Here is a 12395-nt window from a genome sequence, read left to right on the forward strand (position 1 = left end):
ACTTCGCGTCTCCGTTAAGCGCACAATTTCGTCGCGCAGATTGCTTTACATATTGTTGACATTCTGCGTATGGTCGCCGTCATCCGCTCCGCTCGATAGAGAAGGAGACCCGATGCGTACACCCATCTCCGTCGGCCTGATCGCCGTCCTCACCGCTGTCACCGTCGTGTTCGGACCCGGCGCCTCGGCGGGCCGCCCGGCCACCGCCGACGGTCTGGCCGACCTGCCCGCCCTGTCCCCCGTCCTGGCCTGTGCCGACGTGCCCGGGCTCGACCTGACCGGGGTGACCGACGCCCCGGTGACGATCCGGTCGGCGACCGTCGTCGGCGGCAACTGCGAGGTGCAGGGCAGCATCGCCCCGGCCGACACCATCGTGCTGCGCCTGCCGGTCAACGGCTGGACCCAGCGCTACGTGCAGACCGGCTGCGGCGGGCTGTGCGGCAACGCCCGCATCTCCTATCCGCAGGCGGCGACCTGCCCGGTCATCGCCGACGGCACCGTCGCCAGCGCCACCACCGACATGGGCCACCAGGGCCAAAACGACGGCTCCTGGGCGGCCGGCAACCCGCAGGCGCAGATCGACTTCGCGTACCGGGGCGTGCACGTCACCGCGCAGGTCGCCAAGGCCGTCATCACCCGCTTCTACGGGCACGCACCCCGGTACTCGTACTTCATCGGCTGCTCCGACGGCGGGCGCGAGGCGCTCATGGAGGCGCAGCGCCATCCGCACGACTTCGACGGCATCGCCGCCGGCGCGCCGGCCAACAACATGGTCGTGCAGAACACCTTCCACCACGGCTGGAACGTCGTGACCAACAAGGACGCAGCCGGGAACTTCATCCTCCTGGCCGACAAGCTGCCGCTGATCCACCAAGCGGTGCTCGACGCGTGCGACCGGCTCGACGGGGTCGCCGACGGCGTACTGGACGATCCGCGGCAGTGCCGGTTCGATCCCGCCACCCTGATCTGCACGGCCGGACAGGCCGCCTCTACCTGCCTGTCCACTGCCGAAGCCGGCGTCGTACGCCGGCTGCACGACGGCGCGGTGGACGCCCAGGGCCGGCGGCTCGAAGTCGCCATCGCGCACGAGTGGGGCTCCGAACTGGAATGGACCCTGTTCGTGCCGACCGCGCAAGGGCAGACCGTGGCCAGCGAGAACTTCGCCCTGTCCTACCTGCGCTACCTGCGCGACCCGAACCAGGCCGACCCGGCGTACCAACTGTCCGACCTGGACTTCACCGTCGAGTCGTTCTGGCGCGTCGTGCAGTCCTCGTCCTACATGGCCGCAATGGACCCGGACCTGTCGGCGTTCCAGCGCGGCGGCGGCAAGCTCGTGCTCTGGCACGGCTGGAACGATCAGCACATCTCACCGCAGACCACGTTGGCGTACTACGACGCGATGCGCCAGACGATGGGACAGCGCACCGTCGACGGGTTCGCCAAGCTGTTCCTGTTCCCCGGAATGGCGCACTGCGGCGGCGGCGCTGGGCCGAACACGTTCGACGTCCTCACCCCGGTGATGGCGTGGGTCGAGAGCGGACGGACGCCGTCGGCGATCGTCGCGTCCACCGTGGCCGACGGCACGGTCACCCGCACCCGCCCCGTGTACGCGTACCCGGCCGTCGCCCGCTATGACGGCACGGGCAGCACCGACGACGCCGGGAACTTCGTCCCCGTGACTCCGCGTCACCAGCCGGCCGACGACTACACCTGGGTCGGGCAACGCCTCTACTCCCACGGCTATCAGACCTGGTGCACCGCGTACGGGACGGATCTGGTCTGCCGCCCGGCGGACACCTGGCTGACCCGCCGGCAGCGAGTGACGGCCTGATCGGCTCCTTTCGGCGGCCCCGGCCGGGCGTCCGGCCGGGGCCACTCGTCACTTCGCCCCACGTAACGACCCCATCGCCGCGGCGGGCCACCCGCTGCGGGCGAGACGGTCGCCCGCTTCGCAACCGGCGATTGTCGTAAGGATTGATGACGATCTTGTGCCTGCCGGTGCCAGACTCCGCCAGGAGGTTTCCCATGCCCACGACAAGGACCACGAGAAGACAGTTCTCCCGGCTCGCCCTCGCCGGCCTGGCCGCCCCGGTGCTCGCAGCGTGCGGCGCCGGCGAGGACGAGACCTCGCCGTCCGGCGCGCCGGACAAGGTGACCGTGGGCATCGTGCCGATCATCGACGTCGCCCCGATCTACCTGGGCAAGGAGCGCGGCTACTTCAGCAAGCGCGGCATCGACCTAGCCCTGACGCAGGCGCAGAGCGGCGCCGCCGTGCTGCCCGGCGTCGTCAGCGGCGAGTTCTTGTTCGGCTTCAGCAACATCGTCTCGCTGATGCTGGCACAGGCCAAGAACACCGCCGTCAAGGCCGTCGCCAACGGGGTCAACACCACCGGCGAGCCGAGCCATGACTTCTCCGGCCTGATCGTCAAGGACCCGAAGATCACGTCCACCAAGGACCTGGAGGGCAGGACGGTCGCGACCAACGCGCTGAAGAACATCGTGGACACCTCGGTGAAGGAGATCGTCCGCAAGGACGACGGCGACTGGCGAAAGATCAAGTTCGTCGAGATGCCCTTCGCCGACATGGCCGCCGCCCTGGAGGAGGACAAGATCCAGGCCATGTTCGTCGTCGAGCCGTTCCTGTCCGCCGCCCACGCCAAAGGCTGGCGCAGCCTCGGCTCCTTCGCCGACGTCGACCCCAAACTGTGCGTCGCGCTCTACTTCACCTCGACGCAGCTCGCCGTCCAGAAACCCGACCTGGTCCACCGGTTCGCGCTGGCCATGGCCGAATCCCTCGAGTACGCCGACAGCCACGCCAACGCCGCGCGCCAGATCGTGACCACCTACACGAAGATCAAGATCGAGCAGGTCGCCGCGATGACGCTGCCGCGCTGGCTGACCGACATCGACCGGACCTCCATCGAGACGATGAGCGGCGTGCTGGTGTCGACCGGGCTGCTCGCCGCGCCTGCCAACATGAACGTCCTGCTGCCGTGACGTCCTGCCGCGCCGCCGTCTGCTGCCGTGCCGTCTGCCGCCGTGACGTCTGCTGAGGTCCGTCTGCTGCCGTGCCGTCTGCTGCCGTGACGTCTGCTGCCGTGACCGGCGTCAGGCGAAGCCGTAGACCGGAATGATCGCCCCGTTGATCGGCCAGGCCTCCTCGGAGCACAGGAACGCGATCACCTTCGCCACGTCCTCCACCGGGACGGCCTTGGCCATCGCCCGGTCCGGGATCACCGCCCGGTTCGCCGGGGTGTCCAGCAACGCCGGCATCACCGCGTTCACGCGTACGCGGGAAGACTTGAGCTGCTCGGCGACCAGCCCGGTCAGGCGCACCACCGCGGCCTTCGACAGCGAATAGGCGACCGGGTCCAGCCCGGTGACCGCCGACCGTGATCCGACGTTGACGATCGCGCCGCCGTGCTTGGCCAGCCGCGGCGCGGCCGCCTGACTGGTCCACAGCGCGGTCGCGACGTTGATCTCGGTCGCCGCCGCCAGATCCTCCTCGGTGACGTCGGCCAGCGAACCCGGGAAGTAGCCGCCCGCGATGTTGACCAGCGCCCGGGTGTCGCCGAGCTCGTCGATGCGGCCCCACGCCTCGTGCACCGCCCGGCGATCGGTCAGATCGACCTGCAACGCGTGCACGCCCGCCAGCTTCTGCTGCGGCTTGGACCGGTCCAGCGCCACCACCTCGGGCGTACGCCGGGCCAGCTCCGCCACGACGGCCCGCCCCAACGCGCCCTGCGCACCCGTCACGACAACCAGATCAGCCATCCGCCCATTGTCGCGTACGCCCCGAGCCCCCGTCAGGACGGTCGTCGAGGCGACCCGGAATCAGAGCTCTTCGTCCAGCAGGCCCAGCATCGAACGGGTCGCCGGCGCGCCCGAGCTGTCCAGGCCGAGAACCTGGGCTGCGGAAACACCGGCCACCGAACCGGTCGCCACAGGGACAGCCGCAACGGGCACGGCCGGCACCGCCGGCCGGGGCATCGACAGCCGGACCACTTCTCCCGCGTGGATCGCGGTCGGGCAGGGCGACGGCTGCCCGCACCGTTCGCACGGCTCGGCCGCCCCGGCGGGCACATGCGCCTTGGCGAGGGCCAACGCGGTCGTCGCCACGATGCTCCTGCGCAGGAACAACGGGCCGTCCGGCGGCTGCTCGTACGAGACCTCGCCCAGTCCAGGCTTGTCCTGCCGGTGCTCCACGCGCTCCACGCCCGCCTCCTTCGGTCGGCATCACCGTCGGGTCTAACCGCCGACCGTGGCCGCAGGACTTGCGTCGCGTGCAAATTCCATCTCGCGCGTGTCTCCCGCATTGCCGGGCAACCGCCGTGACCTGGGCGGTCAGGTTCTCGGGCAGATGTAGAACAGGATGACGTTGTGGACGTGCTGGCCCTTGTTCACGCCGCGGAAGTCCATCTCGTAGGTGTGTGTGCCCACGTTGATCGCGATGGACGAGCTGGAGTAGAACGACCCGGCCCACGACTTGTTGCTCACCACGCTGATGCTGGTGATCCGCGAGTACGGCACGCTCGTCAACGCGACCTTCTTGCCGACGAAGGACTTGTCCTGGATGATCACGCGTCGATCGGTGAGCCCGAGAAAGCCGGTGCCGATGCCGGTCGCGTCGTAGACGGCCAGGACCTTCTCCCCCTCCATCAGCCCGCTCTGGATCTGGCGTAGCTGATCCTCGCGGTCGAACGGCACCGCGTCGGTCTGCTGCCGGGCCATGATGCAACCTCCCTTGTGTTGATCAAGGATCAGCGTAGGTGAGGGAATCAAGCCGGCCCGTAGTCGTACGACGGCTAGAAGCAGTGCCAGGAGCCGCTGCCGGAGTCGGCGGCCGACGACCCGTCGGGCAGCGTCACCGTGATGCTCCACGAGTAGTTCCCGAACACCGACACCCCACCGCCGCCTCCGCCGAAGAAGGAGGACCTCCCGGAGAACGACGTGCTGCCGCTGCCCGAGTAGGACACGCTGCGCATGGAGTCAGCCTGGCCCGCGCTGCCGCGCGGGTTCGTGCCGTACGGCGCTCCGCTGAGGCTGGCGTACACGTCGATGGTGACGGTGCCGCCGCTGCAACTCGACGAGGACGAGCCGGACAGCGTCGCCGTGCGATAGTCCGGTGGCGCGGCTTTCGTCGTGGCTGGTGCAGCCGTCGTGCGCCGAACCAACGGTTTGCTCGGAGAAGCGGTACGCCGCACGGCGGGACTCGCCGCCGGGCTCACCGCCTGCAGAGTCGGCGCGGCGCTCGGCGTGGCTACCGGGGATGCGCTCGCCGACCGAGACACCAGCGGCATGACCGGCTGGTTGGCCTGCGGCGGCGGCGAGTCGCGGGGCCACATTACGGCGATCGAGACCGTGACGATCAAGAGCCCGAGCGCGACCAAGGTCCAGCCTCGCGACTCAGGTCGCTGAGCGTCCACTACCGGCTGCGGCTGCTTCTGCTCCTGCTCCTCCACCGGCTCCGGCGGCTCGGGCTGTGGCAGCAGGGCGCCGCACCCCGGCACCAGGCAATAGGGACTCTCGTCGTGGTCGACCGCGCCACACGCCGGACACACCAGGCTCACGCTCAGCAGTATCCACGATGGACCGTCCTGATCGCGGTCAGGACGGGGCCGCCCCGGTCGGGCCCCGCCGGCCGCCACCAGCCTCGTTGATCATGGAGTTTCCAGGTCCGACACACCGGCGACACCACGGTCAACTCCATGATCAACGGGAGGAGGGGTGGGGAGGGTAGCGTTCGGGGGTGGTGTGGGCCGCGATCCCGTACACGCCCGCGATTCAGCAGGTCGTGGGCGCTGCTTTCGGCGTACCAGTGGAAGAACCGCAACGCCTGCACGGTGGTGAGGAGTCCGCGGCCTATCGGATCGCGGGCCTGGTGGTGCGGCTCGGGCCGCCGTGGCGCACGGACGCCGAGATGACCTGGTTCGCGCGGCTCGCGGCACACGCGAGCGCCGCGGTGCCCGAGGTGATCGCGCCGCTCCCGACTCGTTCGGGCGATTATGTGGTACGCGCAGCGCAGCGACCGGTCACCGTGTGGCCGTTCGCCGCCGGGACCTGGCCGGACAAGCACGACCCCGGGGTCCGGCAGCAGGCGGCCGAGCTGCTCGCGCGGGTGCACGCGGCGTTGGCCGACGCGCCTGGGCCGGCCGGGCCCGTGACGCAGATGCCGCGCGGGCCGGGTGACGACCTGGCCGATCCGCGGCTGGACGCGTGGCTGGCCGAGCGGGCGCAGAGTAGGACGCAGCCGCTGCACGGTGACTACTACCGGGGCAACACGCTGGCTGTCGACGGCCGGATCACGGCCCTACTGGACTGGGACGACGCGGTCGTCGGGCCGGTCGAGCGGGAGGCGGCCGAGGGAGCGTGGGAGTGGGGCGGATGCCTGGACACCGGCGTCGTTGACGGCGCCCAGGAGTTCCTGGCGGCGTATGCCGAGGCCGGTGGGCCTGTCGTCGACGACCTGACCTTCCGGCAGTATGCCCGCGCCCGAATGCGGGGCGAGATCCTGCTCGCCCGTACGCGCTGGCACGAGCTGGACGCCGAGGACCACGCCTACCACGAACGGCAGCTCGCGGCCTATCACGCCCTGCCGATCTAGCCTACCCCCGCCCAGTGGCCGATTGCGGCGAGCCGCGACGGTGGCGTACCGTCGATTCATGGGACTGGAGTCCCACGAAGGAGGGCAGGCAGTCATGGACGACCCGACCGTCACCGATCCCGGCCTCTACCGGGTGGTCTTCGAGAACGACCGCGTACGCGTCCTGGAGTATCGCGACGAACCCGGAGCGCAGACCCATCCGCACGACCATCCCGACAGCGTGATGATCACCTTGACCTCGTTCCACCGGCGGGTGTCGCTCGGCGACCAGGAACGGGATCTGGAGATCCCGGCCGCCCGGGCGCGCTGGGTCGGCGCGCAACGCCACTCCGGCCTGAACACGGGAGACAGCCCGACCCACGCGTTCTTCGTGGAACTCAAGGAACCGGCCCAGAACCCTTCCGGCGCACCGGTTCTGGGACCGTCCTAAAGGTACGAAGCCAGCCAGTCGAGCGCGCCGCCGGCGTGGCGCAGCACCGAGACGTGCCCGTCGTCGGGCCACCGCTGGAACCGGGCGCCGGGGATGCGCCCGGCCAGCCAGGCGCTGTGCGTACTGGGGACCATCCGGTCACGCTCGCCGTGGTGCAGCAGCACGGGGACGGTGATCGTGGCCGGGTCGAACCCCCAGGGTCCGGCGTTGGCCAGGTCGTCGTCGATCTGCGCGGCCGGACCGGCGGCGATCGCCGGCCCGACGACGCTGCCGAACCAGCCCCACTCCCCTTCCAGGGCCGCCCAGTCGACGTCGGCGAAGCCGATGTCGCCGTCCTTCTCGGCGGTCGCCTCATGACGTTCCCGCGCTGTACGCCCCGCGGCCGACGCGCGCAGGGTGGCTTCCGACGCCGGGGCCATGCCGGCGAACCAGTCGAGGCCGTCGGCGTCGATCGGGGCCAGCCCGGAGACGCTGACCGCCGCGAACACCCGATCGGGCAGCAGCGCGGCGCAGGCCAGCGCGTGCGGTCCGCCGCCGGAGTGGCCGAAGACGGCGTACCGGCCGAGCCCGAGGTGGCCGGCGACGGCAGCGGTGTAGTGGGCGGCTGAGGCGAAGTCCCGCCCCGGTGCCGGGGTGGAGCCGCCGTAGCCGGGCCGGTCGTAGGACACCCAGCGCAGCCCGAGGCGGTCGGCCGCGGCGAACAGCGGTTCCGGCGGTGCGCCGAGGTTGGGGGTGCCGTGGTGCCAGACGATCGGCGCCCCGTCCCCACCCGTGTCGTACGCGTGCAGCCGCACGCCGTCCACCGGCACGTCGAATTCGATCACGCCGACCATTACACACGAACGCCCCGGCTGTAGGGCCGGGGCGTCGTGCGTACGAGCCGGGTCAGGACTTCGCGCGGACCGCGTGGAGGAAGTCCTTGTTGAGCTGCGAGATGGCCGCGAGCGGGATGCCCTTGGGGCAGACCGCGGTGCACTCGCCGCTGTTGGTGCAGCCGCCGAAGCCCTCCTCGTCGTGGGCGTGCACCATGTTCAGCACGCGCGAGTCACGTTCGGGCTGGCCCTGCGGCATCAGCCCCAGGTGGGTGATCTTCGCGGCGGTGAACAGCATGCCCGAGCCGTTCGGGCAGGCTGCCACGCAGGCGCCGCAGCCGATGCAGGTGGCCGCCTCGAACGCCGCGTCGGCGTCCGGCTTGGGCACCGGCACCGAGTGCGCCTCGGGCGCGGACCCGGTCGGCGCGGTGATGTAGCCGCCGGCCTGGATGATCCGGTCGAACGCCGTCCGGTCCACGACCAGGTCCTTGATGACCGGGAAGGCCCGCGCCCGCCACGGCTCGACGTCGATGGAGTCGCCGTCGGAGAACGTGCGCATGTGCAGCTGGCAGGTGGTGGTGGCCTTCTGCGGCCCGTGCGGGGTGCCGTTGATGACCAGCGAGCACGCGCCGCAGATGCCCTCGCGGCAGTCGTGGTCGAAGGCGATCGGCTCCTCGCCGCCCAGGATCAGCTTCTCGTTGAGGACGTCGAGCAGCTCCAGGAACGACATGTCCGGCGACACGTCGTCCACCTCGTAGGTGACCATCCGGCCGGCGTCGTCCGGCCCGGTCTGGCGCCAGACGCGCAGCTTCAGGCGCATGGTGTCGCTCACTTGTAGCTCCGGGTGCTCGGGTGGACGTATTCGAAGTCCAGGTCTTCCTTGTGCAGGACGGGCTGGGCGTCCTCGCCGCCCCACTCCCACGCCGCGACGTAGGAGAAGTGCTCGTCGTCGCGCTTGGCCTCGCCGTCGGCGTCCTGGCTCTCGGCCCGGAAGTGGCCGCCGCAGGACTCCGTGCGGTGCAGCGCGTCGATGCACATCAGCTCGGCCAGCTCGAAGAAGTCGGCCACCCGGCCGGCCTTCTCCAGAGACTGGTTGAGGCCCTCGCCGTCGCCCGGCACGCGTACGCGCTGCCAGAACTCGGCCTTGAGGTCCCGGATCAGCGAGATGGCCTTGCGCAGCCCTTCGTCGGTGCGCTCCATCCCGCAGTACTCCCACATGATCCGGCCGAGTTCGCGGTGGAACGAGTCGACCGTGCGGTCGCCGTTGATCGCGAGCAGCCGGGTGATGCGGTCCTCGACCTGCTGGCGGGCCGCGGCGACCTGGTCGTGGTCGGCGGTCAGCTTGTCGAACGGGCCGGCCGCCAGGTAGTCGCCGATGGTGTTGGGCAGCACGAAGTAGCCGTCGGCCAGGCCCTGCATGAGGGCCGACGCGCCGAGCCGGTTGGCGCCGTGGTCGGAGAAGTTCGCCTCGCCGATCACGAACAGGCCCGGGATGGTCGACTGCAGGTCGTAGTCGACCCACAGCCCGCCCATCGTGTAGTGCACCGCCGGGTAGATCCGCATCGGGACCTCGTAGGGGTCCTCGCCGGTGATCCGCTGGTACATCTCGAACAGGTTGCCGTACTTGGCTTCCACCGCCGCGCGGCCCAGCCGCTGGATCGCGTCGGCGAAGTCGAGGTAGACGCCCAGGCCGCCGGGGCCGACGCCGCGGCCCTCGTCGCAGACGTTCTTCGCGGCCCGCGACGCGATGTCCCGCGGCACCAGGTTGCCGAACGCCGGGTAGATGCGCTCGAGGTAGTAGTCGCGTTCGTCCTCCGGGATCGCGCCCGGTGCGCGCTGGTCGCCCTTGGCCTTGGGCACCCAGACCCGGCCGTCGTTGCGCAGCGACTCCGACATCAGGGTCAGCTTCGACTGGTGGTCGCCGGAGACCGGGATGCAGGTCGGGTGGATCTGCGTGTAGCAGGGGTTCGCGAACAGCGCGCCCTTGCGGTGGGCCCGCCAGGAGGCGGTCACGTTGCAGCCCTTGGCGTTGGTCGACAGGTAGAAGACGTTGCCGTAGCCGCCGGAGGCCAGCACGACCGCGTCGGCGAACTCGGTGGTGATCTCGCCGCTCACCAGGTCGCGTACCACGATGCCGCGGGCGCGGCCGTCGACGATGATCAGCTCCAGCATCTCGTGCCGCGCGTTCATCTCCACGTTGCCCGCGCCGATCTGCCGCTCCAGCGCCTGGTACGCGCCCAGCAGCAGCTGCTGGCCGGTTTGGCCCCGGGCGTAGAAGGTACGCGACACCTGCGCGCCGCCGAACGAGCGCGTGTCGAGCAGCCCGCCGTACTCCCGGGCGAACGGCACGCCCTGGGCGACGCACTGGTCGATGATCTCGACGGAGATCTCGGCCAGCCGGCGGACGTTCGACTCCCGGGACCGGAAGTCGCCGCCCTTGACGGTGTCGTAGAACAGCCGGTGGATCGAGTCGCCGTCGCCGCGGTAGTTCTTCGCCGCGTTGATGCCGCCCTGGGCCGCGATCGAGTGCGCCCGGCGTGGGGAGTCCTGGTAGCAGTAGCTCTTGACGTGGTAGCCCAGCTCGGCGAGGGTCGCCGCAGCCGAGCCGCCGGCCAGGCCGGTGCCTACCACGATGACGGTCAGCTTCCGCTTGTTCGCCGGGTTGACCAGCTTGGCCCCGAACCGGCGGCGTTCCCAGCGGGTCTCGATGGGGCCGTCCGGCGCCTTGGTGTCGGCGATGTTGTCGCCGTCTTCGTAGAACTCGGTCATTGCTCAGCCCACCAATCCGACGGTCACAGCGAGCGGGACGATCAGGAAGCCGGCGCTCAGGCCGACCGACACGACCAGCGCGCCCGCCTTGAGCACGCGCTGGCGCTTGGCGTTGCTGACCCCGAGGGTCTGCAACGCCGACCACAGGCCGTGGCGCAGGTGGAAACCGATCATCACCATGGCCACGACGTAGAAGAGGGTGACCCACCAGCGCCCGGGCGCGAAGTCCTGCACGACCGCGTCGTACGCCTTGGTCCGGTCGCCGACGGGGTTCACGGTGCGGGTGGTCAGGTCGAGGATGTGCCAGACGATGAAGGCCAGGACGATGACGCCGCCCCAGCGCATCGTGCGGGCGGCGTAGCTGCCCTGCACCGGCGGGCGGTGGGCGTACTTGACCGGGCGGGCCTTCTTGGCGCGGATGGTCAGCACGGTCGCGGACCAGATGTGCGCCACGACCGCCAGGAGCAGCACCGCGCGCTGGATCCAGAGGTAGCCCTCGAACGGCACGATCGGCGTGGCGATGGTACGCAGCCAGTGCGCGTAGTGGTCGAAGGCCCCGGCGCCGACGAAGATCTTCAGGTTGCCGATCATGTGCACGACCAGGAAGCCCACCAGGAGCGCGCCGGTCGACGCCATGATCGCCTTGAGTGCGACCGAGCTGCGCCTGCGGACCGGCCGGACCGGAGTGCGCTGGGCGCTCGGAGCCCCGGCTTTCACGCTGCGGGGAGGAGAAGCTACTGCCACGACGACGACGCTAGGAACGAGCTGAACCTCGCGTCCAATGCATGCGTGCCCGTTTTCCGATAGCCGTAGACTATCGTCGTGCAGCTCCAACAGCTCCGCTACTTCGTCGCGGTCGCCGAAACCCGGCATTTCACCCAGGCGGCCGACCAGGTCGGTGTGACTCAACCCTCACTGAGTAAGCAGATTCACGCCCTGGAAACCGACCTCGGCGCGGAGCTGTTCACGCGTACGCGGGGAGCCATCGCGCTGACCCCCGCCGGCGAGGCGTTGCTGCCCCTGGCCCGACGGATCATCGCCGACACCGACACCGCCCGCGTCGAGGTCCAGGAGCTGGTCGGCCTGCGCCGGGGACGGCTGCGCCTCGGTGCCACGCCGAGCCTGTGCGTCAGCCTCGTCGCCCCCATTCTGCGCCGCTACGCCGACGCCTATCCCCGCGTACGCCTGCAGGTGGAGGAGAGCGGCTCCCAGGACCTCGTCCGGCACCTCGTGCACGGCGGCCTCGACATGGCGATCATCGTGCTGCCCGACGCGGGCACCGATCCGTCGCTGCGGACCGAGCCGATCCTGCGCGAGAGCCTGGTCGTGGTCTCCTCGCTGACCATGCCGCCGCCGACGGAGAAGCCGCCGCTGCGCATCACCGATCTGCGCGACCAGCCGCTGGTCATGTTCCGCACCGGCTACGACCTGCGCGACGCCACCGTCGCGGCGTGCGAGCGGGCCGGGTTCACCCCGTCGTTCGCCGTGGAGGGCGGCGAGCTGGACGCCGTGCTCGGCTTCGTCGAGGCTGGTCTCGGCGTCGCCCTCGTCCCCTCGATGGCGGTCGCCGGCCGCGACCGGCTGCGCATCACTCCCCTGGCCAAGCCGGGCGTGCAGCGGACCGTCGCACTGGCGCACCGCCGCGACGTCACCCCGACCCACGCCGCCCGGGCGCTGCGCGACACCCTGCTGGCGTACCTCACCGAGGCGTCGGCGTGGAGCACCCTGCCGCCCGGCGTCGACCCGCTCTGACCCGGCTCGCCTACCGCCCGGATCCGGC

Annotated in this window: 13 protein-coding genes; 5 read left to right on the forward strand and 8 right to left on the reverse strand. The window is 70.4% G+C overall.

Annotation, left to right across the window (positions count from 1 at the left end; genetic code table 11):
- Window positions 1-112: 112 nt before the first annotated feature.
- Both HDA40_RS04170 and HDA40_RS04175 read left to right on the forward strand, forming a co-directional pair.
- The gene (locus HDA40_RS04170; RefSeq protein WP_253751889.1) at window positions 113-1831 is read left to right on the forward strand and encodes a tannase/feruloyl esterase family alpha/beta hydrolase; all 1719 of its coding nucleotides are present in this window, start codon (window positions 113-115) and stop codon (window positions 1829-1831) included.
- Window positions 1832-2025: 194 nt separating this feature from the next.
- Window positions 2026-2997, forward strand: a complete 972-nt coding sequence (locus HDA40_RS04175; protein ID WP_253751893.1) for an ABC transporter substrate-binding protein — start codon at window positions 2026-2028, stop codon at window positions 2995-2997.
- A gap of 111 nt (window positions 2998-3108) precedes the next feature.
- Here HDA40_RS04175 and HDA40_RS04180 read toward each other — a convergent pair whose 3' ends face one another.
- From HDA40_RS04180 to HDA40_RS04195, 4 genes are all read right to left on the reverse strand, one after another.
- Window positions 3109-3774 carry an SDR family NAD(P)-dependent oxidoreductase gene (locus HDA40_RS04180; protein ID WP_253751897.1) on the reverse strand — a complete coding sequence of 222 codons (666 nt, stop codon included), beginning with the start codon at window positions 3772-3774 and terminating at the stop codon, window positions 3109-3111.
- 60 nt (window positions 3775-3834) lie between these two features.
- On the reverse strand, window positions 3835-4215 hold the full coding sequence (locus HDA40_RS04185; RefSeq protein WP_253751900.1) for a hypothetical protein: 381 nt from the start codon (window positions 4213-4215) through the stop codon (window positions 3835-3837).
- A 129-nt stretch (window positions 4216-4344) separates the two neighbouring features.
- On the reverse strand, window positions 4345-4731 hold the full coding sequence (locus HDA40_RS04190) for a PH domain-containing protein (protein WP_253751903.1): 387 nt from the start codon (window positions 4729-4731) through the stop codon (window positions 4345-4347).
- A gap of 74 nt (window positions 4732-4805) precedes the next feature.
- Window positions 4806-5570, reverse strand: coding sequence for a hypothetical protein (locus tag HDA40_RS04195; protein ID WP_253751906.1), 765 nt, complete (start codon window positions 5568-5570; stop codon window positions 4806-4808).
- A 179-nt stretch (window positions 5571-5749) separates the two neighbouring features.
- Here HDA40_RS04195 and HDA40_RS04200 point away from each other — a divergent pair, with 179 nt between their 5' ends.
- Together HDA40_RS04200 and HDA40_RS04205 are read left to right on the forward strand one after the other, a co-directional pair.
- Window positions 5750-6604: a phosphotransferase enzyme family protein gene (locus HDA40_RS04200; RefSeq protein ID WP_253751909.1), complete on the forward strand. Its 855-nt coding sequence runs from the start codon at window positions 5750-5752 to the stop codon at window positions 6602-6604.
- Between the two features lie 58 nt (window positions 6605-6662).
- A complete protein-coding gene (locus tag HDA40_RS04205; protein ID WP_253751912.1) occupies window positions 6663-7034 on the forward strand; it encodes a cupin domain-containing protein in 372 nt (123 codons plus the stop codon).
- On the opposite strand, the gene HDA40_RS04210 is transcribed toward HDA40_RS04205, so the two are convergent.
- The 4 genes from HDA40_RS04210 to HDA40_RS04225 all read right to left on the reverse strand — a co-directional run bounded on the left by HDA40_RS04210 (window position 7031) and on the right by HDA40_RS04225 (window position 11359).
- Window positions 7031-7858 (reverse strand): alpha/beta fold hydrolase, encoded by an 828-nt coding sequence (locus tag HDA40_RS04210; RefSeq protein WP_253751915.1) that lies wholly within the window; start codon window positions 7856-7858, stop codon window positions 7031-7033. The two genes, HDA40_RS04205 and HDA40_RS04210, sit on opposite strands and share 4 nt — an antisense overlap.
- 61 nt (window positions 7859-7919) lie before the next feature.
- Window positions 7920-8666, reverse strand: a complete 747-nt coding sequence (locus HDA40_RS04215; protein WP_253763551.1) for a succinate dehydrogenase/fumarate reductase iron-sulfur subunit — start codon at window positions 8664-8666, stop codon at window positions 7920-7922.
- A gap of 8 nt (window positions 8667-8674) precedes the next feature.
- Window positions 8675-10615 (reverse strand): fumarate reductase/succinate dehydrogenase flavoprotein subunit, encoded by a 1941-nt coding sequence (locus tag HDA40_RS04220; RefSeq protein WP_253751918.1) that lies wholly within the window; start codon window positions 10613-10615, stop codon window positions 8675-8677.
- A gap of 3 nt (window positions 10616-10618) precedes the next feature.
- Window positions 10619-11359 carry a succinate dehydrogenase cytochrome b subunit gene (locus HDA40_RS04225; RefSeq protein ID WP_372502838.1) on the reverse strand — a complete coding sequence of 247 codons (741 nt, stop codon included), beginning with the start codon at window positions 11357-11359 and terminating at the stop codon, window positions 10619-10621.
- Window positions 11360-11431: 72 nt separating this feature from the next.
- Between HDA40_RS04225 and HDA40_RS04230 the strand changes: the two genes are divergently transcribed.
- Window positions 11432-12367: a LysR family transcriptional regulator gene (locus tag HDA40_RS04230; RefSeq protein ID WP_253763553.1), complete on the forward strand. Its 936-nt coding sequence runs from the start codon at window positions 11432-11434 to the stop codon at window positions 12365-12367.
- Window positions 12368-12395 lie beyond the last annotated feature (28 nt).

It is taken from the genome of Hamadaea flava (genome assembly GCF_024172085.1).
In the GTDB taxonomy this organism is placed as follows: Bacteria; Actinomycetota; Actinomycetes; order Mycobacteriales; family Micromonosporaceae; genus Hamadaea; species Hamadaea flava.